The sequence below is a fragment of the Algoriphagus sp. genome (genome assembly GCF_039969895.1).
Classification (GTDB): domain Bacteria; phylum Bacteroidota; class Bacteroidia; order Cytophagales; family Cyclobacteriaceae; genus Algoriphagus.
This window is the reverse complement of sequence record NZ_JBDVMZ010000021.1, coordinates 114850-139945: the sequence shown is the minus strand read 5'-3', so window position 1 is coordinate 139945 and position 25096 is coordinate 114850. Positions and strand designations below refer to the sequence as shown.

The window sequence follows — 25096 nt, the reverse complement described above, 5'->3', positions numbered from 1 at the left end:
GATGATCATTTCACCACTCTAGAAAAAGAGTACATGGGCCATGTGTACTCTGGAATTCTGAGAGCTACGGTAGACAACTTGGATCAGCTGGCACTTCTGGTCAAATCATTTACCCTTCAAATGAGTGATGGGGAAAGACTGACCCTACTGAATGAGACTGCTCTACAGGTAGATCAAAACTACCAGGACTTGCTCTCATTTAACTGCAGCAACGGACAGCTGAGTTTACAACGGGCGAGAAGCAACACAGAGATTTCACACATACAGCTACTCTACGGGATCCAACCCTAACACCCTATACCTATGAAAAAGATACTTATTTTCCTTTACCTCATCGCTGCGGCATTGCCAGTATCAGCACAGAACTTCCAGGAATGGTTTCAACAAAAGCAGACCAAAAAGAAGTATCTGGCCGAGCAGATCTTTGCATTGCAATCCTACCGTACTGTCCTTAAAAAAGGTTATGAGGTTAGCCAACAAGGGCTCAGCTTGATCACTACCATCACAAATGGAGATTTTGATCAGCATAAGGACCATTTCCAATCTTTTTCGAAGGTAAGTTCTAAAGTAAAATCCCATCCAGATACCCGGCAAATAATAGCATTAGCTTCAACTATTCAACAGGTATCAAGACAATACCAAAAGCAACTTAGCTCACTCAACCAGCTCAATGCTTCCGAAGAAAATGTGGTCAGCCATGTTTTTTTAAACATTCAAAAAGAAACTGGGCAACTGCTCACTGAGCTACAAGCCCTTTTGCAAAACGGCGAACTCAGCCTGTCTGATTCAGAGCGCATCATCAGACTGGAACAACTCCTCCTGCACATGCAAAGCATCTATACCTATACAATACGGTTTGGACAGGAAGCCATTCAATTATCCAGCTTTAGAGAGCAGGAACTAAACGGGATTAGCCAAGCAAGAAACTTTCATACCCTTGATCAACTCTAACCTACTCAACCATGAAAAAATTACTGATACTGCTTTTCCCGCTCATTTTCACGATAAACCTTCAGCCAGCATCAGCACAGGAAGACGAAATTGCTCAGTTACTGCTTAACGTCACCAAACTGAGCCAGCTCAAGCAAATACTCAGCGATCTGGAAAAAGGATACAACACACTGAATTCCGGCTATTCACAGATTTCAACTATCGCGTCAGGAAATTTCACAATCCATGAAGCCTTCCTGGATGGCTTGCTACAAGTAAATCCAACGGTAAAAAACTATTACAAAGTCGCAGAAATTATCCGTTTTCAAATCAAGCTGGTAAAGGATTATAAGTCGGCCTTTGCGAAACTCAAAAACTCCGGTCAGTTCACGAGTAGGGAAATCTCTTACCTCTCTTCAGTGTATAACAATCTCTTCAAAAAAAGTCTGCAACAGCTCGATGAACTAACATTAGTCTTAACTACAAATAGACTTAGGATGTCAGATGAGGAACGGTTGGCAACCATTGATCAGATCCATACCCACATGCTAGACAAGCTGATTTTCCTAACTGCATTCAATCAGGAGAACCAGGTTCTGGCAATTAGCCGAATCAAGGCAAATCAGGAAGTAAATGGAATCAAAAACCTCTATCAATAAATAGGGAGCTAAGCTCAACCATCGCCATGAAAGTAATTCCTAAATCCATAGCTATCATTTTATTCTCCATCCTTTTACCACTGACTACCCAGGCGCAGGTGGGCTATGACAGAGGACTCCATGGCGTGTTGGAAGACCTTTACTCTGAGATGATGCCATTATGCAGTCAATTGATCAGCGTGGCTCAGGGAATTGCTGCCTTTGGAGCTTTATGGTATATCGCCTCCAGAGTTTGGCGATCCATAGCAAATGCTGAACCCATTGACTTCTATCCCTTGTTCCGGCCATTTGCCATCGGCTCTTGTATCCTGCTATTCCCATCTGTTCTTTCCCTGATCAATGGAGTGATGAATCCAACTGTCAACGCTACAGCCTCGATGATGGACAATTCCAACCAAGCTATTGAAAACCTTCTGAAGCATAAAGAAGAAGTCGTTAAAGGGACTATTAAAGGCCAAATGTACCGAAGTAATTACAGGGAGGGGGATTATGAAAAATGGTTGAAATACACTCAGGGTTTGCCTGAGGAAGCTACTGCTCCGGAGGAAGGTTTTTTAGAATCTTTATGGAACAACGAACTCTTCTCAAATGCAAAATGGAGCTTCAATTTTAAACATTGGATCAAACAAGCCCTTGCTGAAATATTGCAATTGCTATTTGAAGCTGCCGCGCTTTGCATCAATACCCTGAGAACCTTTCAACTGGTTGTTCTATCCATTCTGGGCCCCTTAGTTTTCGGTCTATCTGTCTATGATGGATTCCAGCATACACTTACGGTTTGGCTTGCCCGCTATATTAATATCTACCTCTGGCTTCCTGTGGCCAATATCTTCGGAGCCATCATCAGCACCGTACAGGAAAAAATGCTCGTGCTGGACATAGGACAAATAGAAAGCACCGGAGACACCTTCTTCTCTGCCACAGATACAGGATACCTGATCTTTTTGGTGATCGGTATCATAGGCTATTTCTCAGTACCCTCAGTAGCCAACTACATTGTCCATGCTGCTTCAGGTGGAGCACTTCCGCATAAAGCATCCAGCTTTTTCACTCAAGCTGCATTCAGCACTGTTTCCATGGCCAGCTCCGCCGCCAAAATAGCTACAACACGAGGATCAAGTATGTCTGCTGATTCCTATGGGGATAAGGCAGGAAGCATGAACCAGTCCATGGCTTCACGTGGTACGGCAGCCGGTTACTTCAAGGATGGCAGTGATTATCAATCCAGCAAACTTAAAGGCAACTCTTAATCTTACTACCCATGTTCAGCAAACCAAAAAACATAGACACCGCCTTTCGACAAATCCGGTTATTCACACTTACGATAATCCTCGGTTGTCTCCTCTTTTCAGGTTTCACCCTCTACAAGAGTCAGCAATTGACCGCATCGCTTCAGCAAAAAGTCTACATCCTGGCCAATGGAAAGGCTTTGGAAGCTTTTGCAACAGACCGCAGGGATAATATTTATGTCGAGGCAAAAGATCATATATCCACCTTTCACCGGTATTTCTTCACACTCGATCCTGATGAAAAAGTCATCATCGCAAATACAGCCAAAGCACTCTATCTGGCAGATGCTTCTGCAAAACGTCAATACGATAACCTGACGGAAAGCAATTACTACTCAAATATCATTGCAGGGAATATCAGTCAGGAAATCAACATGGACAGTGTATCCATTGATCTGCAGCAAACCCCGTCTTACTTCCGGTATTATGGTACCCAACAGTTGACCCGGACAGGCTCCATCGTTACCCGAAAACTAGTGACTGAAGGTTACCTACGCGAGGTGTCCCGCAGTGATAATAATCCTCACGGTTTCCTGATCGAAGGCTGGAAGACATTGGAAAATACGGATACACATATTCAAAACCGCTAAGCATGAATACCCCTCAAACACATCCCAATCCCATCGAAGCAGTCCAAGAATTTGGGCAACTCCAAGCCCAAAAATTCGCGGAACTGCTCCACCACAGAACTGAGAAACTCAGTCAAAGAGCTAAATACCTATACTTAATTCTCTTTCTCCTCATTTCATTAAGTGGATGTGCCTACCTGCTTGTTTTTAAAAGCTCCTCCTTTTCTCCTCCAACAGAACAATTACCAACAACCACTCCCCCCTACTTTCCTGATTTGGGAAATTCAAATTCCGATCCCGACAGTCTCACTTCAAACCCTAACACTTCAAAACAATATAAACCATGACTAACACAACAACCCAAAAACAACAGCAGAAACGAAAATTTCTTCTAATGCTACCCCTGCTCACAGTACCCTTTTTGACTTTTACATTCTGGGCTCTCGGCGGCGGAAACGGGATAGCAACTGATCCTACGCAAAGCCAGCAAAGTAGAATCAACATGGAGCTGCCAGGTATTGCAGATAATGAAACCCAAGCACTTGACAAGCTAGGGCATTATAAAAAGTCCCAAACAGACTCTGCTAGATTTCTACAGGCAGTAAAGAATGACCCGTACTATCGCATGGCTTTTAACCCAGAAAAAAGCACAGGTAATGAAAACCAACTAACCGATTCCCAATCCTTGGAAAATGGTAGTTTGGGAAGTGTTCCTATGGCTGAATTTCATGCCCCGAATGAACGGTTGATTATGGAAAAACTGGAAGCACTCAACCAAACGCTTATGGAAAAGCCGATTGCTAAAGTCCACGATAAAAAAGTTGAGACAAACCAACTCACTCAAACTGCCGGTGATCCAACACTAAGCGCAGACTTAGATCGGCTAGATCACATGATGCAGCAGATGCAGGCAGGCAATGCAAGCACAGATCCAGAAATGCAGCAAATGAGCCAGTTACTCGAACAGATTCTGGACATACAGCATCCTGAACGTGTACAAGCCAGAATACGCTCCAACCAGATCCAGCAGCAAAACCAGGTATATAATGTAAACCCAATGTCTAATACTCAACAAATTTCCAGTTTAGAACCTACTGAAGTAGCTACTGTGGGAGAATTAGTAACGTCAGAAAGAAATGGCTTCTTTGGCTTAGAAAGTCCAGACGATATAAACGAGCAGTCAAACTCCATTAAAGCTGTAATCCATGAAACACAAACACTGACATCAGGAGCTACAGTGAAACTTCGGTTGACTGAGGCAGCAAGTATCAATGGATTAACTATTCCCAAAGATCAGCTGGTATATGGCACCGCTTCACTCAACGGAGAACGTCTAAAAATTGAAATCCAGCACATTCGGGTACATGACCAGATCCTACCCGTGGCTTTGACTGTTCATGATGCAGATGGAATGGAAGGAATTTACATCCCAGGATCACTATCAAGAGAAGTGACTGCACAAGCTAGTGATCGGGCAATTCAGGGATTTGGGATAAGCACGTTCGATACCTCACTGGAAGCCCAGGCTGCAAGTGCGGGAATCGAAACTGCAAAAAGCTTCTTAAGCAAAAAGACCAAACTGATTCAGTTCACGCTTAAAGCAGGTTATCAGATCTGGCTCAGCGATGAAAAAAGCAATTCTACCTTTTAAAATCCAATCCGATGAATAGCAATAAACTAATTAAATGTACGATCGCACTTGCGCTGGGGGGAATACTTTGTATGGTCAACTGGAGTGTATTGGCTCAATCCAAGACTGCCTTTATCACTCAGTCCATCCCTTCTGTTTCCATACAGATCAGCGAGCAGCTTACTACTAACCTGATTTTCCCGCAGGCTATCAAAAGTGTGGACCGAGGCAATCGAGAAATCATGGTTCAACGTGCAAATTCCGTTGAAAACATCCTTCAGGTGAAAGCTGAAACAAGCGAAATGAACAATAGCAACCTAACTGTGATCACATCAGACGGTAAGTTTTACTCATTTAAAGTAAGTTATTCTGCAAATCCCCAACAGCTCAATTTGACTGTAATTCCAGGTTCCAAAAAACCTGACGCTGAGTTCCCAAAGGGAACATCCAATGAAGTGGCCGTTTTAGAAACCGCTCAAAAAGTAGCTGTAAAAAACCAGCGAATCAAACCTATCAGACAACGGAAATACATGACTGGCTTAAGTCTGACCGGTATCTACATCGAAGAAGACCTACTTTATTTTCAGATCAGTCTTGAGAACCAAACCAATATTACCTACGATGTGGAACAGTTCCGCTTTTTTATCCGGGACAACAGAAAAGGCAAACGAACAGCAGTACAGGAACTGGAGCAAATCCCCATTCAGGTTCTCGGCAATACAGCACAAATTCCTGCGCAGTCAACCCAGACCATAGTCGTAGCTCTTCCCAAGTTTACCATTCCAGACCAAAAGCATTTAGGAATTGAATTAATGGAACAACAAGGCGGAAGACATTTGAAAATAAAAGTCAAAAACAACCACATTATCCAGGCAGCTGTGGTAGAGTAAGATTCCTTACCTACAGAAAAACCAATCAATAAATCTTTATCAGTTAACCACAAACAACATAGATCATGAACGAACAAAATTTCGATTACCTCAAAAACCAGGTTAAGTACACCGGATTCGGCGAAGCTTTGGAGCCTCAATTAAAAGAAAAGATCAGCAAGGGAGAATCCAATTTCATGCTGGATCACCAGGCAAATTTTGGAGGGGATACCGTCAATGCAAACCTGCATTTTCGAAAGTCAGAAATGACTGATATGTATTTCTTTAACAAGTACGACCTGAGTCTGACCAAATCCGGACAGGAGGAACCGGCGATCAATCAGACCTTTTACATAGGCAAGGACAACAACATCACATTGAAAGAAGGTTACAATCTGTTGGATGGTCGTGCAGTAAACAAAGATCTGGTAAACAAGGAGCAGGAAAAGTACAATGCCTGGGTCCAACTCGACTTTAAGGAAACCGACAATCAAGGAAACTTTAAACTAAAGCAGTTCCATGAGAATTACGGCTTTGATCTGCAAAAGGCATTGGAAAAGCACCCGATAAAAGAACTTGGTAATCCTGAAGACCAAAGCAAGCTGATGGATTCCTTAAAAAAGGGAAACCGTCAATCTGTAACTTTTTCCGGAAGTGAGGGTGAACAAAAGCGCTTTGTGGAAGCCAGCCCACAGTTCAAAAATGTGAATACCTACGATGCCAATCAGGTACGCACTGCAGAAACTCAGCGGGAAGGAAAAAGTGAATCACAAACCAAAACCAAAAAGCAGGAAGTCAATGAAGAATCGGATGAGAGTCCCACGAAGAAGACACGAAAAAGGAAGAGTGCAGGAATAGCAGGATAGATCCCCTACGTATGGAGCAGATGAAATCGAGCATGACAGAGATCGTTGCATACTAGAATGATTACTTAGCATGCGAGATTCCATCTGACCATTTAAAAAAAAATCATGTACAGATGAAAGAAGCATTGGAGGAATTTATGGCTGGGATCGAAAAAGATCCAAGAATATGCCTATCCCATATCGGGGTTTTCTCCGTGCTGCTTCATGCACGTGAAGAATATGGAGGTATTGAACCCTTTCCTATCCAAAGAAAAAAGCTTATGAAAGCTGCTAAGATATCCAGCACTGCCACCTACTTCAAGATCATCCGGCAACTCCATGAGTATGGCTACATATGCTACCTGCCAACGTTCAACCGGATGAGTCAAAGTCGGGTCGCATTAGCTAAAGAACCTTAAAGAAACCAAGCCTAAGTCAATTCAATTTCAATTCTAAGACCATGGAAACCATCACTAAAGAAGATTTGGAAAACTTGCGATTTCAGTTGTTTGCTGACCTTAAAATACTGCTGGAAGAACCACCTGAAACAAAACCGGACGAAAAGGAATGGCTTCGCAGCCGGGATGTAAAAAAAATGCTGAGTATTTCCGATGCAGCCTTACAGAATTTACGGATTCGGGGATTAGTGCGCCCTGTTAAAATCTCAGGGCTTTACTACTACAAATCTGAAGAGTTGAAATCACTTTTCAAGCAATAAAATACATCACTTATGACAGCCCTTGGAATGGAATATTATGTGGAAAGAATCGTAAAAGAAAGAGGCATCCAACCCACTCGTGTAGCCGTGTTTTTAGCCATGTTACAACTCTGGAAAGTGCAGAAACGCTGCAATCCATTTCAGATATCCAGACGAAAAATCATGAAACTTTCTGGAGTAAAAAGTATTGTTACCTATCATAAATGTATCTCCGAATTAAAAGATCGAGGGTTGGTAGAATATAATCCTTCCTATCATCCAAGATTGGGGAGTGGAGTGAGATTGAAGTGAATTCAAGGATAACAAAACTTGCTTAACTAAACTAGGCACTTATTGCATAGACTGTCTGCACATACTTCACCACCAGATTAAAACAATTGTCAGAACAATTAATTTCTTGGATTGAAGACGGATTTAAAAGTATTTTCAATTGCTTCTATTTCTTCATCGTGCAATAATACGAACTCGTTTTCTCTGGCTCTTTTAGAAAGTTTGCCTGAGTTTTGCTCCAAAAAACGCACAAGTATCGAAACTAATTTGTCTGGCATTTCAAATTCCTCTTCAATATAATTTTTGAACTCATCATACTTTGCCAGGTACTCAATTTCCGCAGGAATTATTTTTTCGATAGTTTCATCAACGCACTCATAAAGGAACTCGGCATGTAGAGTCAAATCATAGTAGCGATAAAAGTCGATAGTCTGATTTAATACCTCAACATTATGGTCTTTAGTCTCTTTCCATTCGATAAAATCCAAAAGTGGTAATGAATAACTTTCCAGAACCGTCCGATAATCATTAATTCTATCTAGGATTGCTGCCGATACAGGAAAAATAATTCCTTGCGGAGCAAATTTCTTTTTGGCTAACACATGGTGAATCAGATAACGGTGAATCCTTCCGTTCCCATCTTCAAATGGATGAATATTAACCATGCCAAAGGCAATAACCGTGGCAGCGACAACGGGGTCAAATGATTCATCAATCAAAATTTTTTCTGTATCCAACAAGCCCTCCATTAGAAATTCTATATCCTCCCATTTTGCAGAAATATGGTCTGGTAGAGGCTCTCCAGAAACCCTGTCATGTTCTCCTACAAACCCACCTTTTTGCCTGTATCCCAGCACCATAAATCTAGGATTTTCAATTACCAACTGTTGAAGTCGATACAATTCCTCTTTTGATAGGCTTTTCATGCCGGCTTGTCCCAATGCCTGTCCCCAACGTGCAGCTCTCTTACTTTTAGGACTCTCTCCTTCGATTGAAAAAGATGCTTTGGAATCTTTCAATAGAAGGAACGCTGCTGCTCGCTGAAGAAAGTCTTTTCTTACACCCTGAATGATATGTTCTGTCTGCGCTGAGAGTCTCTTATCTATATAATTTTCAAGTTTTTTTGTTTTGAAAACCAAAGGACAGAATTCTCTTGTTCCAGGAAGATTATTAGTAACTCTATGTCTTTGAGACTTAATACCAGAACCAATAGAAAATTGAATTTTCTCATCAAGTAATTCTACATAATTCCCTTTTTCCAAATCAGGAATAGGAAGATTCACACCTGTCAACCATTCAAATAGAAACCATATACGACGGGCATATTGTCCATTAGGCTCAGCCTTTACAAGGCTAATAATCTCCTTATTATCAATAATTTCAAATAATTTTTTAAAAAATAGGAGATTTAATCCCTCATATTTTATGGCAAAAACAAGATGTTTGTAAAGGTTATTTTCAGGTAAATATCGAAACGGAAAAACTCGCCAACTTTGTTTTTCATAAGTACGATTCTTGCTACTTATTAAAACTAGTTTATTAGGCAGAGGAATCTGTATTCCAAAAACATCAATAATGGCGGAATAACCGGCCAAATATCCTTCTTCAGGAACTGCTCTCCCATGAAAAACAGTTACGGATTTAGAAAACTGAAAATCCTCCATAGATCCTATTGTATATTTTGTAATTGTTCTCAATCAAAATTAATCGCATCCTAATTACGTGAAAAATACTTATAAGTTGATATTTTCACATATAAAACACGTGATTACGTGAAAAACACTTGCGAGAAAATGGCTCGCTATCAAAAAGATTGACTAAATAGGGAATAATACAAATGCTAACTTTTCAAGCCTAAACAAATGGGCAGAGTAGAATTTCCATTCTCTTATGGATGCTATACTGAAAAGAAATCCCTTATTCAATTTTATTTTCTTAAATTTAAATACTCGAAATCAAGTTCATTCAAATAGCAGTTGTGTAGGTACAATTCAGAAAAAATATTCTGTGGCAAAAACAGGCAAAGACGAAAAACTAAAAAACTCGTTGCGTAAATCGTGTAGTAGGTAAAAAATTGTTTTCAAAACTACTGAATACCAATACATTACGAGTAAGGTTCGAATCTCACCAGCTCCACCTGACGGCACAAATCCAAATTTGAAGGATTTGTGCCTTTCTTTTTTTAAGGGCAATCAGCTATTTATCAGATAGATAAGCTTAACAAATTTGTTGCCTTCGGGAGTTCGAACTTTTTCATCTTGAAAAGTTACTTTTTTCGAAAAAGTCGAACTCAGTATAATTTTTTTCTCCTCCACACTTGCGTTTTCATATGGTTCACCCAGCCTATCTATCACCATCAAACCCCTGTCTATCATTACTTTAAAGTCTTTTTTAGTGGTTAGCTTTAATGCTGAAATTTGGTTTTCACTGCTGTCAATGTCGCTTTGGCACTTTCTTTTTATTGAATTGAAATCTTCTGCATCATTCTTATCCTCCACAAAAAGATTCCTCGCTTTTTTTAATTTGCTGTTGGTCCTATCAATCTTCGCCATCAAGCCATCACGATTCTGATTGTTCTGGTTGAGCTTTATATTAAGCAACCCGGTGATTTCGTCCTTAAAAAAAGAAACTATCTAAGGCCTTTTAGTGAAATCATTCAATAATTGTGAAATACTATTGTTTGCAATTTCACGATAAAGCCTTACGTACAGCTGATAGTAAAAAAAAGCTACCGGAAATCTCCGATAGCATTTTTAATAAACCAAACTATATTCTTATGATTATTCGAAATGAAAGCCAATTCTCATGATGTTAGTTACCGGACTAGTCAATTCCATCGTCTTTGCTGTACTCATATCTTCCAGACTTAAGATGTTGATAGTAGTTCTAGATCCATCCAACACATATAAATAGTATTCTGAAGCTGTCAATACTGGAGAAGGCTCATCTAAAACCCTATACATTTCTAGATCTGTCAAAGATTTCCTTGCGCTAGCATTAGAATCTACGGCAATGGATAATGCAGCGGTATTCATAGTGTTTCCTGAATCAGCATCTAAAATAATTACCTCATTATTTTTCTTCTGGATGATAAGCTTTGATCCGTTGGCATTGAAAAAATATGCCGCCACATCATCACCTACATATACATTCGTAATAGATTTAGCTACAGGGTCAATTTTGAAAATCCCCTTTTTTCCTGCACTTCCATAGAAAATGTCAGATTTGTCATTTGACTTTAGACTCCCAAGCCAATTACCTGGTCCTGAATCCAAACCAGCTGCATTAGGGATTAGAAACAATTCTTTGGTTTTGCTAGCAACTAATACTCCTTCCATACCTCCAAACAAAGCATATTTGCCATTGGAAGCATCGCCATGAATCCCGCTTACCACTGCTGTTGCTGATTCAGCCACAATAACTCCATTCTTATCAATCAATTTGATTGTCTCTGGAAGGGGTCCCGGGATAGTAGAATTTTTAAAAGTCACTGCAAACAGATCTCCCTCAAGCCACGTAGCGGCACCATGATGCACACCATTACCAAGGTTGCTCATAATTTTTGGAGAGAAAGAAGGAATCGCCATGGATTGCTCATGAGACCAAGTGAATGATCCATCTCCATCATTAAAAATCACTATGTTTTCTTGTGAAGTAGAAAAGTGAGTAGGGAGAGGAGCCTTAGCTACTCCACTGACCCACCTCGGTTCGTATTCGTGACCGTGATCGATGTGAAACTCGATCCCTGTGTCGAAGTAGCGAACTTCCCCCTCATTTCTCATCACAGAAGTAATATATCTTCCAGATGAGCTTAAGTAAGTTCTGCTACCTGTAGCGAATGGTGCAACATTCAAAGAGCGGGAAGTTCCTGCTGTAGGATTCATCAATCCAATAGTGCCAGTCTCGTCCATTGTCACTATTCTGATCCACTCGCTCTCTGTGGTTTCAAAAGTTTTTTGTTCGATGATAAGATCATCATCCTCTTGACAGCCAAAAGCAGCAAGAAGCAAAAAGCCATAAACTTTGTTCAGTTTTCTCATTTGTCAGTTAGTTGATTTGAAGGTACAAATGAATAGAAGTGAAATTTTATTTGCAACACAATTGCAATTAAATTGCAACATTATTGCAAATAAACTTGAAAAGATATGTTTTAATGACTTCAATTAATTTCCTTTGTACTCGCAACATTGTTGCTTTATTGAAATGAAGAAAACACTACTTACACTAGTACTCTCTGCCCTTGTACAGCTTATAGCGCATGCTCAATACCAAGTCAAAGGTCAAGTCACCGATGAAGAGAACAATCCTATTCAGGCTATTTTGGAGGTTTTCTGGGCAGATGAAATCAAATCAGAAAAACTAATCACCTCGTCGAAAGGAACTTTTACACTAAAATTTCCTACTCAGCCAGATAAGATTAAAGTTGCTCACATCGGCTATTCCGACCACTGGATCAATACCGAACTCAATCTAAATCAAACGATTTCAATCAAACTTACACCCACCACTATGGATTTAGAAGAAGCTACTGTCATTGGAGATAGGTTTGGATTGGGAAGCACTTCTAGTTCGCAGATTGATCTGCTTATCTATCAGGATTTCCTTCAAAATACCCAAAGTCAAAGTCTGGGTGGAGCACTCGATAAAATCCCCGGAGTCCAGAGTTTGAATGTGGGCGTTGGCATTTCTAAGCCGATGATCAGAGGATTAAGTTTCAACAGAATATTAGTCAATGATCGGGGGATCAAACAAGAGGGCCAACAATGGGGAGCCGATCATGGGCTAGAGGTAGATCCCCATGATGTATCTCGCATGGAAATCATCAAAGGCCCTGCTGCTTTGCGATACGGACCAGATGCCATGGGTGGAGTATTGAATATTTTGCCTGCTATGCCAAAAACTAGTGAAGGCCTTACGTTACGTACTGCGCTGGACTATCAGAGTAACAATGCCTTTTTTGGCCAAAGTACTGATCTATCCTATCGTAAGGGACATTTCTTTGGTTCAGGAAGAGTAAGTAGCTCCTCATTTGCCGACTATCGGGTTCCGGCAGATCGCTATACCTATGCCGGATATGTGCTACCTATCGTAGATGAACGATTAAAAAATACTGCTGGCAGGGAACTTCACTTCTCATTGACTTCGGGTATGTTTTTTAAAAGTGGGAGCACCCAGCTCACCCTAAGTCGCTTTAACCAGACTGCAGGCATTTTTACTGGCGCGGTTGGAATTCCCACCTCATCAAGTCTTGAAGACGATGGAGATTCTCGTAATATTTCCCTACCGCGACAGCTAAACACACATTGGAAATTGCTGTCAAATACCAAGTGGAATCAGTCTAATGGCTCGCTAGAATTGGACTTAGGATATCAAAGTAATCAGCGTCAAGAGCAGTCTTTCCCCCATCTACATGGCATAGGCCCCACTCCTGATGGTAATGTAGCATTGGGACTTACGCTTCACACAGTTACTGCCAACTTGCGGAAAACTAAACAACTAGCTAATTCGATCACCCTCGAATATGGTCTAATGACTCAAGGAATGGTCAATAACTACGAAGGTTTTGAGTTTTTGCTTCCCGCATACCAAAGCGCACAAGGTGGTTTGTATGGCATCATCAACCAAGAGGGAGAGAGAGTAAGCTTAAATGCAGGAATTCGCCTTGACGGCATAGTAATGGATATCGAAGAACATCTTCAGCCCTTATATGATCAACTAGAACCAACTGGGGAGTTTGACCAGCGTAATCCGGATATTACCAAAAACCTATTGAGTCCTAGCTTTTCTGCTGGATTTGTTTGGTCAGCAAATTCTTCCAATCTGTTGAAAGTCAACCTAGGTTCAGGAGTTCGCTTTCCTACTCCGATCGAACTTGCTTCCAATGGAATTCACCATGGAAATTTTCGCCACGAAAAAGGAGATCCAAATTTAGTGACCGAACGGAGTTACCAATTAGATATTGGTTATGGGTTATTAATGAATAAGTTCTTTTTAAGTTTTTCTCCCTATTTGTCTTTTTTCCAAAATTTCATTTACCTGTCTCCTAGTGGCAGCTTTTCACCACTTCCAGGCAGTAGTACACTTTGGCAATACACGCAGGATGATGCCATTTTCCTAGGTGGAGAACTTAGTATAGGCAGAGATTTAAATACTGGAACTAAGATAAATCTAGGTCTAGAGTATGTGTACACTATGAATTTGGAAGAAAACTTGCCCCTACCACTCACTCCTCCCTTTAGCGCACTACTTCATTTGAGTCAAAACTTATTTCAAAATGGTTCTCAGCGCTTCAGAGCGGAGCTTTATGCAGACCTTAGAGGAACTATGGCTCAAAATCGAGTCGCCAGAAATGAATTTCCGACTGAAGGATACTTTCTTGTTGATTTGGGGGGAGTCGTGCATTTTTCGGTCATATCCAGAGAGCTCAAACTAATTACGAGCGTAAGAAATGTAGGAAATACCGTCTATTTCAATCATCTGAGTCGCTATCGATTAATAAATATTCCTGAACCAGGTCGAAATATCTCCCTGAGTCTCCTCATCCCTTTTATCAAGAACTAAATCAAACAAAATATGAAATTTCAATTTAACACCATTTTGATTCTTTTAGCGACACTACTAACGATGGCTTCATGTGGCGAGTCAGAGAACCCGGCCGACCTCGTCTCTCCAAAAATCAGTGCGATCAGTGCTTCCACTTCTATTCAACCTGCTGCGGGACAATTATTCCCTCCAACTCTTACCGCCGCGCCTGTGATGCTGAAAGTAAATGATCCCTCTGGAGTGAACGAAATTCTTTTGGACATCCACGGTGGATTTGATGGGCATTCACATGGTAGATTAAATACAAACTTTGAGCGACTATCTGTAAGGAAAATATTCTCAGCGACGGCAAGTGACCCAAAGTTGAAAATTGAAGCTGGTGCCACTGAAGTGGTGCTTGATGATTTTAAAGTCTCATGGGCAGGGGCAAACTCTTCTGTTTCAGGCAATGTAATTGCAGGGCCGTACCATATCACCATATCTGCTACTGACGCCCTGGGAAATCAAACTAGTTTTGCCAACGCATCCAACTACCACACGACATTTTATATACAGCGCCCATATGCACCAGTCATTGATTTGGAAATGTCCAGTGGAAATTCCTTATCTGCAAAAAAAGGACTATCGCTTAGCCTAAATGGAAAAATAGCTAAAGGAGATGATCCTCTTTCAAGTGACTTGGCTTTCGTCTGGGTTCGGTTGGCTACACAAGACAATCTAGATGAAAAAGATGGAGAAGGCGAGGTGCTTATTTCACAGCAGATGTGGGGCAAATCAAACTGGAGATCGCTTACTGGGAAATCATTTTCTAACACTTTAGAACTTGATCTTCAGACTAGTTTGGTCCAAAACCCAATCCAGATACCTTCATCTGCTCCTAACGACCTTGTGCTCATCATCTGGGCAGAGGATATCGTAGGCAATGTAAGTAGAATGGTATATCCCGTGAAGGTTCTATAGCTAATCGACAGGACAAAAGTCTGTCTTATCTTCAGAATTGACGGACTTTTTTCATTCGTTTGGAAAGTAGAATTTCAGCCAACTCCTAAAACCGCTCTGAGCTGATCACTGTGGGTCAGGAAAATGACTGGCTTTTTAGTATAAAAAAAAAAAATTGATAGTCCACTTGAGAAGTATAAAAAGGGAACATTGATCTTTCATTAAAGTATTTCTACTATCTCTATGCTATGACTCAGTGATAATCCCCCTGGATTTCAACCTAGCAAGCAATTGTGAACGGTCATTGCCCTCAGCCAAAAATATCCCCGCACACCTTAAAAATTGTTTCTGTCTCAGGATCGACGTAGGTCATTAGTTTCAATTTAAAAAACGAGGTATTTTGAGAAAGTATTTTCCCTAAGAGAAAAAGTTTTGCTGAAAAAAATCTAAAGTAGTGGATGGTAGTAAAGTCCTTCTCGTTCGGATCAACGGCAGTGTGCCATAATAAATGCTCGAATTCTACCAGTAATTCAGGGATACAATTCTCCAGATTCAATTTGCGTCTGATCTTATCACCTTCGGTTTATATTTTATCCAGTATTTCAGGATCAGGACTTGGACTGCTATGATCAATCCTTTATTTGTAAGTTGATACCGCATACGGAAAACTAGATCACCTTAGTTCTTTCTTGTTTAAGTTCTGTAGCCGCTATCTCTCTAAGCTTCACCTCAAATAGGTACCAAGCAAGCGTAATAAACACAAACCAACCTGCTGTAATCGTTATAAATGCTGCTGGAGTGGCATGATAATTAGAAATCAAAGCGGCATACATAAATCCAATAACCACTAGAAACATTGCCCAATTCAAGTATTTCCAGACCCCCATTCGCTGCTTCATCTGCTTGGCCCTGGACTTTACTTTCCGTTTGAGACTGATCCATATACCAGTCAAAATCAGCGAAGAGATGCCCATTCCCATAACAAACCAAATCACTTTGGTAATCAATCCTCCCCAATTGCCAAAGTGAATTGGATCGGCTATATCATTGAGATAAGTCGCTGTATTCAACTCAGCTGCGTTTTGTACTCCTATCACCTTATAGTCCTTGGGGTCGAGGTACACCCGGTTGGCACGATTGCGCACTAACGGGACATCACTCAGCCCAGTCAAATAGATAGGCTCCGTCGGATTTTTTGGGGGAAGTATGTCTTTTATAATCAAGCCGGGTATTGCCTTCTGCGCTTTTTGCTCGGCTAAAGAATAATCCACCGTAAACACAAAATCTGAAGCATTTGGCTCTTCACTAAACCGACTTTCAATTTTTGGAGCTTTAGGATTAGCGATGTCGCTTAAGTTCCCAATGTTAGTACGCTCTGCAAAATACCAAATCCCAGTGATGGAAAAGAGTAGTGTAAATGGAATCGACCATAAACCAACGAGTCGGTGAAGACTTCTGAAGAACACCAACGGCCCATTGTGGATTTTAAGTTCAAAGAGTTTGGAGTACCACTTTTTATAGAACAAAAGCGCGGTGGTCAATGAGATCAAAAGCAAAAACGAGAAAATCAAGACCGTAAAGTGGCCTACCTGAAAAGGAATAAACAGGTAGTAGTGCAAGTCTCTAAAAAATCTTTGAAAGGTGATGGATGCATGTCCTTGAATAACCCCCGTGTAAGGATTTGCAAAAGCATATACTTGTTTTTCATCTTGAACCACATAAATAATGTCGCACAAATATGGTTCCTCTGATGCCGCCCAATACGTAAATGTGCCGTTGGGATATGCTGCTCTTAGATTTAGAATGATTTGATTTTTAGAAGCCCTTACGTTTTGCTCCTCGGCTCGCATTTCGGGTATGAAAAGCCAATCCATCTCATGACTCAGCGTAGCTATAGTTCCTGAAAAGCACACAATGAAAAACAGAATACTAAGTTTGATCCCGATCCAACTGTGAATATCGAAAAAGACCTTTTTCTTAAATTTCATTTCCTCAAATATTGACTTAAAATAACATCGACGAGAAGGACCTCGCCGATGCATTAATCTATTACAAGGTATAGGTAATAGTCGCTAGGAAGTTTCTTGGCGCACCAGGAAAAGCCCTCAAGTAATCGTACCCTCCCACCCAATGGGTTTTGTCTGTCAGGTTATTGATATTGAGCTGTACTCTTACCTTGTTGATGTGGTAGAATACCCCAGCATTCCAAAGCTGGTATGAAGGAAATTCTTTAGGATCCTGACCAGCCGGGACAATAGATCCTAGTCGATCACTCACGAAGTTGGAACCGAGCGCAAAACCCAGGCCTGCTAGCTTTCCATTTTCAATGCTGTATTTAGTCCATAGGTTTCCTTGATGCTTTGGAGCATTAGGTTTTTGACGACCGATCTCTTCCTCATTGGCACTTTCGGTAATCGTAGCCTCGTTGTAGGCATAGTTGGCTGTAATGCTCCAGTTGGTAGCGAGCTGACCAATCACATCAAACTCAAATCCCTTAGACACTTCCTCGCCTGTTTGGACCAGAAGCTCAGGACTTCCAGCTACTCCAGCGTTGTATAGTTCTCCGTTCACTGTCAGGTTATAGATCGCTGCTGACACCACCAATCTGCTGTCAAACCAATCCGACTTGATACCCGCTTCGAAGAGTTCACTTTCAAGCGGATCAAAAGGTCCACCAGCAAGTGGATTGTTGATCGCAGAGGCAGACTGCGGTTGGTAGCCAGTGACATACGTTCCATAAGCATTGATGTGGCTATTGATGCTATATACTAGCCCAAGTCTCGGCAAAAAAGCATTTTGGGTAACTTCTTCTTCATCCGGAGTATTGTAGTTGATCACATCAGTGAAGTAATCCTGTCGCAAACCGATCAGCGCCTGAAGCTTTCCGATCTGAATCTGATCCTGTAGGTAGATTCCTTGGGTGCGTAGTAAAGATGGATCATAGCGCACTGAGGTGTAAAAGTATTTGGACATATCTCGCAATACATAAGGATTTGTCGCCGTCAGATCAAAATGGGAGACATTCGGAACTGGATTCCCATTAGAATCCAAGAGGTAGTTGCCTGATTGAGCAGGATTGAAGCTATTAATTGCTCCAGTATTAGCAGCATTGCGGTAGCCTCTAGCTTGAAGTTGGGATCCACCAGGCAATTGCTTTTGCTGGGCGTAATCATAGCCAAGAAGTAATTTGTGCTTGAATTTACCCCTTTGTACATCATAATTAAGGTAAGTGCTAACATTGTCTGCATTCCAGGTCCGCTTTCTGATGAAGACCTGCATTTCCACCTGCGATGGAATAGGCTGTCCTAGCCCATCTTTTGCATAGGTATTGGCAGATCGGTGCTCCAATAGATCTTCTGAATAATTGGATCGCATGAATGAGGTGTTCCATGTCAAGTTGCTAGCCAGTTTCTGAGCTATATTCAACGTGAAATTATAGGTATCCTCTTTGAGATAATCATTGACACTATTCAGTGAAGTGGAGATAGGCGTAGAAAACAAATCCCCATCGCCGAGTACCGACTGTCCTCGATCAAGCCTAGTATCTGACCGCTGAATCACCAAATCGGCATTGATTCGAGTGTTTTCAGTTGGTAGGAATGAGATGCTAGGAGCAATAATTAAATTTTTATCGAATTGTAAATCCCTGAATGACCCAGAATTTTCGTAGCCTAGGTTGAGTCGATATAAAACCGTTTTATCTTCTGTCAGAGGTCCTGTGAAATCCGCCAGCGTACGGAAGGTCTCAAAACTTCCAAAAGAAGTACTGATGGATTGAGCTGATTCTTCTAAAGGTTTTTTGGTTACCCGATTGATCGTACCTCCAGCAGAAGCATTTCCAAACATAGCTGAAGCTGGTCCTTTGATCACCTCCACGCGCTCGATGTGAGGAATCAGCTGCTGCTTCCAGAAGCTGGTAAATGCTCGCTGCCCATTGATCAAGATAGAGGAATTGCTTTGTCCCTGCACTCGATGACCACGTATCGTAATGTCATTGTAGAAAGAATACTGATTGACACCACTCATGTTTTTCACCACGTCATTGACCCGATACGCACCTTGATCAAGCATGAGTTCTTTGGTCACGTAGCTGATGGATTGCGGTACGTCCTTCAAAGCTGTAGCAGTTTTCGTACCTATGAATGAGACGTTATTCTTGTAATCCGTCTCCTTTCTACCGACAATCTCGATGGATTGGAGTTCTTCAATGCTTTCTTCCAATGTGACATCCTTTTGCACGGTGGTAGCAGACGCTACAGTTATTTGAAAGGATTTTTTACTATACCCTATTCCTGATATTTCCATCAAATACTTCCCTGGAATGACATCTTCTAGCCTATATTCACCTTCAAGGTTGGTCGAGGCTCCTTTCGAAGTTCCTTTCAATAGGATGGTGATACCGACTAGTTTTTCACCCTTTGTATCAGAAATTGTTCCTTCAATAGCTCCTGCTTCACTTTGTGAAAACCCGATTTGTGACCATCCAAAAAGTAACAAGGCCAATAATATTTGCTTCATGATTTATTAAGATTAATTCTAAACTGAGGCAAAGATAGAATCGGGAAATTAAATGACAATAGTTATTTAGATTTAATTTAAATAAAATGATTGACCGGAATCTTTCCTATTATTAAAATTCCATAGCTCAATCGGACAAAAGTCCGAAGACCGGTGGCCGAAATGGCCTCAATTTTCAAGTTGACCAATTCTCACTTTGCTTTAAGCGCCATATTGGTATCAAATCGGTTATACATCTTAAATAACTATGTATCTGTGAGTTCGCACGTTGGTAAATGAAAATTGGTGTCAATGGTCTTGCGAGTTAGATAAGAACACATTTCTATGAGTAAAGCCAGAAAACATGAATCTAATCCACTTTCTAAACCGATTATGAGATGAGAAATCCTGTGAACTCTTCATTAAATTTTTCCGGGAGAAGTCCGGTTTATTCTGTCAATAGTGCGAAAAAGTGACGCATCATTACTGGTTTAGCAGTAGCTTTATTCACCTGAAAGAAAAGGCGTTAAGGTATAAATCAATTACTCTTTCGTGACTTTTTTGTGATACTATACAGGCAATTTTGAATACAACAAAACCTCACTCACATGAAAAAAATACTAATTGTCTTCTATGTTGCCTTTTTAGGATTGGTATCCTGCGCTGACGATAACGATCCGATCACAATCGACCCAACTCGACCGACCGGAACATTCAGCGTTACTCGAAGTGGAGTATTTACGGATCAAAACTCCGCAGGATCCATGGGAACAGCAGCAATCGGCAACGATTCTCAAAACAAACAATTCCTACAGTTTAGCTCTGATTTCAATACAGCCCTGGCTACTGGTACTGTTACGGTATATCTTTCTACATCTGCTACGTTCATGCCTGATCCAGGAATGGGAAATCCAAATCTATTGGTGATGGGGCCCGTTCGAAATGCAGGAGAAAATTACTTCGCTGTACCTACTGGAGTTAGTACCACTAAATATACACATGTTATTCTGTGGTGTGGATCTGTTGGCATTCCTTTCGGAAATGCTCCTCTTCAATAACTAAGCATGAAATCTCTACTATTATTCACACCTAAACTCAAGGCAGTTAGTCTTGGGTTTATGTGTTTATTTTCTCTGGATATTGCTGCGCAAAGTGGCTGGACCAAAGAGAAAACAGAAGGATTTTACCAACTCAGTTTTCAGTCTATGAAGTCAAAAGACTATTTCTCATTAGATGGAGCTCAGTTAGAAACAAATCAGTTTTCTCAGCAATCCTTGGTTTTCTATGGAGAATATGGAGTCACCGACAAATTCACCATTATGGCCAATTGGCCTCTGCAAACCTGGAATGGATTTGAAACCACTGAAACGGTTAGCGGTCTAGGGGACTTACGCTTAGAATTTAAGCATGCTTTGCTCAAACAATACTTCCCTTTAAGCATTTCAGTGGCTCCAGAACTGCCGATCGGAAATGCAAATCATTTTGCTCAAAGTAAAGTCAATAATTTTGAACAGATAAATCTACCATCAGGTGATGGTGAATTCAATGTATGGACCACCCTTGCCAGCTCATTTGCACTTCCAACTATCCCACTCTATGGGAATATTTTCACTTCGTATAATTTCAGAACACAATATGATGGAGTATCCTTCTCAGATCAATTTGCCATAGGCGCTGAAATTGGATATCATATTGCGAATTTTGTCTGGGTAAATGCACGACTTAATGCCCTCAAGTCTGTAGATGAGGTGGAAGTTGCTACTGATTTTGTTCGAGGCGATGGCTCAGAATACACTGGATATAGCTTTGGAGCGAGTGCGCCGGTTTACAAAAATATCCATCTGAGTTTGAACTACAGAAATTACAATGATTGGATTTTCGAGCGCAAAAACATCTACTCTTCAGGAGTTCTCGGCTTGGGAATTTATTACGAACATAAACCACAGAAAAAATGATTTCTAATCTAATTCAACCCTCTCGAGAGTCAATACAGATTACTTTCCCAGTTGTCAAAAGGTACTCAAAAGGTCAACCCATCTATAAGCAAAATCAGCATTCAGAGGGGTTCTATCTTGTTAAAAAAGGAATCGTTAAGCTTCAGAAAATTCTTCCAAATGGTCTTCAAACCATCCTGAAAATCGTGGGAGAAAACGAAATCATTGGTGAAGGCCAATTTGACTCTGTCTTTCCACAAAAAAATCTAAGCTATGCGATAGCACTAGAGGAAGGAACATTGATCCAAAAAATTGATAAGATCACTAACCTTACAATTCAAGAACAAGCAGATCTAACCCAAAAACTCCTAGAAAGAGCATCGGAGGCAGCCCAAAGGCATGAGCGACTTATTTCTTATGATGCTGAGCGACGAATAAAAGCAGTACTTAAAGATCTTGCGATAAAATTAGGGAAGAAATATGGTGATGAAACTCTACTCAAAATAAACTTAACCCATGAAGATTTTGCCTTGCTTTCTGACTCAAGCAGACAGACTGTTACCAAAACATTGTCTAACTTGAAAAGACAGGGAATTATTAATTATAGCAGAAATAGAATCTTGTTTCGAAATCTAGAAAATTTTAAACTCTAAGAATCATGAAAAAATCTATCCATAGTTTACTCTTTATCTTCCTTATCATTTCACTTGGCGCATGCAGCTCCTCAGAAGATGCTCAGCCGACAGTTCCAGATGGAGTACCAGGAACTCCGGGAAATCCCGCTACCGAACTTCCGATTGGAGCAGTGAAAATACTGAAATCAGGGAATTTCACTGCACAAAGTGGCACTAGCACCAAAGGAATGATTGATTTGATTTCAGATGAAGGTGGACGTTTTTTCGTCAAGCTTGGGACTGATTTCACGACCAAGTTTAGCACTGGCACTGTCACAGTTTATCTCTCAACGTCCAAGGACCTTGCTCTTTCAGAACAATCCAGTTTCCAACTGGTAGCTGTGGTAAATAAGTCAGGGGAGCATTTTTTTAAATTACCTAATTCCCCTGCGGCAAAATTTACACATGGTATAATTTGGTGTGGAGCTGCTGCAATTCCTTTTGGTTTTGCTGAAATAAAATAGAAATCTAGTACTAGTTATTTACAACAAAGGCCAGCAATAATTTGCTGACCTTTGTTGTAAATATTCTTTTTTCCTAAACGGTCATTGAAGTTCAAAAATAAACTCTGTGAATGAATTAGAATCTGATTCTATGTAGATTTCTGTTCCATGAGCTTCAAGTATTCGTTTAACTATTGCCAAACCAAGTCCCGATCCCTCTACCCCTTCCCGCTCTTTGTCAATCATATAATACCTGTCAAAAATAGCCTCCAAATCTGTTTGAGGGATCCCTCCCCCCGTGTTTTTGATTTTGACTTCTACTCCAGTTCCTTTTGGATTAGCTTCTATTCTTATCTCCCCATCTTCAGGGGTGTACTTAACTGCATTGTCTAAAAGATTCTGTATAACACGATCAATGAGATAAAGATCAGCTTTAACGAGGGGTAAAGCAGATGAAATAGAGGTCTCAATTACTATTCTTTTAGATCTAGCCAATAATTCATATTTCAAACTGCTATCGAAAAGTAGTTCTTGGAGATTAATGATTTCCTTCCTTATCTGCATTTGCCCAGACTCCAATTTGGAAAGGTCAAACAGATCGGCGACTAATTTGGTGAGCTTATCTGTGCTTTTACTTATGATTTTCAGATAACTCTCCTTCTCATCGGCGGAAAGTGTATCACCTTTCATTTGAAGAGTTTCTATATAGCCATTAATTATGGCAAGAGGATTTCTAAGATCATGTGACACATTCGCAATTAATTCCCGACGAAGTCTATCCACTTTTTTAAGCTCCTTTATATTATCTAGAATCAGATCAGCCATATGATTGAAAGTATCTCCCAAAACGGCGAACTCAGAATTGGTTTTAAAATCAGGAACTCTTGCATGCATATCTCCATCCTTAAAGCGTTCTACCGTTTTTACTATCGTTCTTAAATGTCTTGTCAACCAAGCAATCAGCACCAAACCGATCAATAATGCCACTACCAACGTAATTACGATAGAATTGAATGTGAGCTGAATCCAGTAGCTCCCAAGAACTCCCGAGGCAATGGTTTCATATTTTTCACTTGCCAAAATAATATAAACGTAGCCTAATAATGCACCCTCTTCATAAACTGCTGTAGCAGAGAAAACCGACTTTTCCCCTGGGTTTCTAGGATCATCCCCCAAAACAAATCCATCTCCTTTTGACTCTATAAACTTTTTCACCGGACCTAGTTCAACTCGCTTCAGCTTCACTAACTGATCTAAAACGACAAAAGAAAGAATCTCTCCTGTAGGATCAAGCAGATAAACTTCAATACCAGGATTGACTGCCATCATGGAATGCATGATAGTTCCCAAAGCAGTTTCATTTACCTTACCGTCAACAAAGGGGTTGACTTCCTGGATCATATATTCTGCAACTGTAGCATTGAGACGCTGGGTAGTTTCCTGGAAGTACCGCTGCGCTGTCACTGCAGTAATAAGTACATAAGAACAGCCAACGATTAACAGGACCAGGGTAAATAGTAAGGAAATCCTTAGAAATAAACTTTTCATGGTTGTGTCTTAAAATTCATCATTGAATCGATACCCTATTCCCCAGGAAGTAAGAATATAGATAGGGTTATTAGGATCTACTTCAACCTTAGCTCTGAGACGATTGATATGTGCATTGACAGTATGCTCGTAGCCAGAAAAATCATATCCCCAGATAAGCTCGAGAAGTTCCGAGCGAGAATAACTTCTCCCAGGATTTTTCGCCATAAGTACCAAGAGATCAAATTCTTTAGGAGTAAGATTCATACGCTTGCCTGATAGTATCACTTTCCTCTTTTTTTCATCTATTTCCAGAGCTTGGAATTTGATCAATTTGACATCATTCGCCGACAGTAGGGCAAACTGATCCTGGCGCCGCATGATGGCTTTGACTCTGGCGATAAATTCCCGGATCTTAAATGGCTTGGTGATGTAATCATCAGCGCCAGACTCCAATCCAATTACTTTGTCTATTTCCTCTGATTTTGCAGTAATCATCAGAATTGGAGTAAAATTATCCAAAGCTCTCAATCGTTGGCAAATGGCTAAACCATCCATTTCTGGAAGCATAATATCTAGAATAATAAGATCATAACCACTAGTATTTGCTTCTTCAAAACCTTCCCTACCATTATTTTTTACATTAATTTCATAGTGCAGATCCTTCAAATGAATTTGGATTAGCTGGCTGATATTGGGATCGTCTTCTACTATTAGTACTTTTTTCACGTATTTATAATTTTAATTTTAAAGGCCACAT

The 25096-nt window shown here is 40.6% G+C and carries 24 protein-coding genes; 17 read left to right on the top strand and 7 right to left on the bottom strand.

The genetic code is table 11. The features are described 5' to 3' along the window. Positions 1-33 precede the first annotated feature (33 nt). The 11 genes from ABJH64_RS15340 (at position 34) to ABJH64_RS15290 (ending at position 7800) form a co-directional block, all read left to right on the top strand. On the top strand, positions 34-291 hold the full coding sequence (locus tag ABJH64_RS15340) for a hypothetical protein (RefSeq protein WP_348273697.1): 258 nt from the start codon (positions 34-36) through the stop codon (positions 289-291). A 12-nt stretch (positions 292-303) separates the two neighbouring features. Further along, positions 304-951: a hypothetical protein gene (locus ABJH64_RS15335; RefSeq protein ID WP_348273696.1), complete on the top strand. Its 648-nt coding sequence runs from the start codon at positions 304-306 to the stop codon at positions 949-951. A gap of 11 nt (positions 952-962) precedes the next feature. Beyond that, entirely contained in the window at positions 963-1589 is a 627-nt protein-coding gene (locus ABJH64_RS15330) for a TerB family tellurite resistance protein (protein ID WP_348273695.1), read from the top strand. A gap of 26 nt (positions 1590-1615) precedes the next feature. Next, entirely contained in the window at positions 1616-2839 is a 1224-nt protein-coding gene (traJ, locus tag ABJH64_RS15325) for a conjugative transposon protein TraJ (protein ID WP_348273694.1), read from the top strand. Positions 2840-2850: 11 nt separating this feature from the next. Beyond that, complete coding sequence (gene traK / locus ABJH64_RS15320; RefSeq protein ID WP_348273693.1) at positions 2851-3468, top strand: conjugative transposon protein TraK; 618 nt, start codon at positions 2851-2853, stop codon at positions 3466-3468. Between the two features lie 322 nt (positions 3469-3790). Beyond that, the gene (traM, locus tag ABJH64_RS15315) at positions 3791-5098 is read left to right on the top strand and encodes a conjugative transposon protein TraM (protein WP_348299513.1); all 1308 of its coding nucleotides are present in this window, start codon (positions 3791-3793) and stop codon (positions 5096-5098) included. A gap of 11 nt (positions 5099-5109) precedes the next feature. Then, entirely contained in the window at positions 5110-5967 is an 858-nt protein-coding gene (traN, locus tag ABJH64_RS15310) for a conjugative transposon protein TraN (RefSeq protein WP_348273691.1), read from the top strand. A 65-nt stretch (positions 5968-6032) separates the two neighbouring features. Then, the gene (locus ABJH64_RS15305; RefSeq protein ID WP_348273690.1) at positions 6033-6812 is read left to right on the top strand and encodes a hypothetical protein; all 780 of its coding nucleotides are present in this window, start codon (positions 6033-6035) and stop codon (positions 6810-6812) included. A gap of 113 nt (positions 6813-6925) precedes the next feature. After that, positions 6926-7210, top strand: coding sequence for a hypothetical protein (locus ABJH64_RS15300; protein ID WP_348273689.1), 285 nt, complete (start codon positions 6926-6928; stop codon positions 7208-7210). 41 nt (positions 7211-7251) lie between these two features. After that, positions 7252-7509 (top strand): DNA-binding protein, encoded by a 258-nt coding sequence (locus tag ABJH64_RS15295; RefSeq protein ID WP_348273688.1) that lies wholly within the window; start codon positions 7252-7254, stop codon positions 7507-7509. Between the two features lie 12 nt (positions 7510-7521). Further along, positions 7522-7800 (top strand): hypothetical protein, encoded by a 279-nt coding sequence (locus ABJH64_RS15290; protein ID WP_348273687.1) that lies wholly within the window; start codon positions 7522-7524, stop codon positions 7798-7800. Positions 7801-7898: 98 nt separating this feature from the next. Here the strand turns inward: ABJH64_RS15290 and ABJH64_RS15285 are convergent, their stop codons facing one another. The 3 genes from ABJH64_RS15285 to ABJH64_RS15275 all read right to left on the bottom strand — a co-directional run bounded on the left by ABJH64_RS15285 (position 7899) and on the right by ABJH64_RS15275 (position 11819). After that, positions 7899-9443 (bottom strand): Fic family protein, encoded by a 1545-nt coding sequence (locus ABJH64_RS15285; RefSeq protein WP_348273686.1) that lies wholly within the window; start codon positions 9441-9443, stop codon positions 7899-7901. A gap of 528 nt (positions 9444-9971) precedes the next feature. Continuing rightward, positions 9972-10379 carry a hypothetical protein gene (locus ABJH64_RS15280; protein ID WP_348273685.1) on the bottom strand — a complete coding sequence of 136 codons (408 nt, stop codon included), beginning with the start codon at positions 10377-10379 and terminating at the stop codon, positions 9972-9974. 180 nt (positions 10380-10559) lie between these two features. Beyond that, entirely contained in the window at positions 10560-11819 is a 1260-nt protein-coding gene (locus ABJH64_RS15275) for a hypothetical protein (protein WP_348273684.1), read from the bottom strand. Positions 11820-11982: 163 nt separating this feature from the next. Between ABJH64_RS15275 and ABJH64_RS15270 the strand changes: the two genes are divergently transcribed. Both ABJH64_RS15270 and ABJH64_RS15265 read left to right on the top strand, forming a co-directional pair. Then, positions 11983-14340 (top strand): TonB-dependent receptor, encoded by a 2358-nt coding sequence (locus ABJH64_RS15270; RefSeq protein ID WP_348273683.1) that lies wholly within the window; start codon positions 11983-11985, stop codon positions 14338-14340. A 12-nt stretch (positions 14341-14352) separates the two neighbouring features. Next, complete coding sequence (locus tag ABJH64_RS15265) at positions 14353-15282, top strand: DUF4625 domain-containing protein (RefSeq protein ID WP_348273682.1); 930 nt, start codon at positions 14353-14355, stop codon at positions 15280-15282. A 647-nt stretch (positions 15283-15929) separates the two neighbouring features. Here the strand turns inward: ABJH64_RS15265 and ABJH64_RS15260 are convergent. Then, a complete protein-coding gene (locus ABJH64_RS15260) occupies positions 15930-17249 on the bottom strand; it encodes a PepSY-associated TM helix domain-containing protein (protein WP_348273681.1) in 1320 nt (439 codons plus the stop codon). A 61-nt stretch (positions 17250-17310) separates the two neighbouring features. Continuing rightward, positions 17311-19779, bottom strand: coding sequence for a TonB-dependent receptor (locus tag ABJH64_RS15255; protein ID WP_348273680.1), 2469 nt, complete (start codon positions 19777-19779; stop codon positions 17311-17313). Between the two features lie 587 nt (positions 19780-20366). On the opposite strand from ABJH64_RS15255, the gene ABJH64_RS15250 reads away from it, so the two are divergent. The 4 genes from ABJH64_RS15250 to ABJH64_RS15235 are packed head-to-tail and all read left to right on the top strand — an operon-like array spanning position 20367 to position 22830. Then, the gene (locus ABJH64_RS15250; RefSeq protein WP_348273679.1) at positions 20367-20816 is read left to right on the top strand and encodes a DM13 domain-containing protein; all 450 of its coding nucleotides are present in this window, start codon (positions 20367-20369) and stop codon (positions 20814-20816) included. Between the two features lie 6 nt (positions 20817-20822). Further along, the gene (locus tag ABJH64_RS15245; protein ID WP_348273678.1) at positions 20823-21713 is read left to right on the top strand and encodes a hypothetical protein; all 891 of its coding nucleotides are present in this window, start codon (positions 20823-20825) and stop codon (positions 21711-21713) included. Beyond that, entirely contained in the window at positions 21710-22345 is a 636-nt protein-coding gene (locus tag ABJH64_RS15240; RefSeq protein ID WP_348273677.1) for a Crp/Fnr family transcriptional regulator, read from the top strand. Before ABJH64_RS15245 ends, ABJH64_RS15240 begins: the two co-directional genes overlap by 4 nt. A gap of 5 nt (positions 22346-22350) precedes the next feature. Further along, positions 22351-22830, top strand: coding sequence for a hypothetical protein (locus ABJH64_RS15235; protein ID WP_348273676.1), 480 nt, complete (start codon positions 22351-22353; stop codon positions 22828-22830). Between the two features lie 81 nt (positions 22831-22911). Here the strand turns inward: ABJH64_RS15235 and ABJH64_RS15230 are convergent, their stop codons facing one another. Both ABJH64_RS15230 and ABJH64_RS15225 read right to left on the bottom strand, forming a co-directional pair. Continuing rightward, on the bottom strand, positions 22912-24357 hold the full coding sequence (locus ABJH64_RS15230; protein ID WP_348273675.1) for a HAMP domain-containing sensor histidine kinase: 1446 nt from the start codon (positions 24355-24357) through the stop codon (positions 22912-22914). 9 nt (positions 24358-24366) lie between these two features. Then, positions 24367-25065, bottom strand: a complete 699-nt coding sequence (locus tag ABJH64_RS15225; RefSeq protein WP_348273674.1) for a response regulator transcription factor — start codon at positions 25063-25065, stop codon at positions 24367-24369. Between the last annotated feature and the right edge of the window lie 31 nt (positions 25066-25096).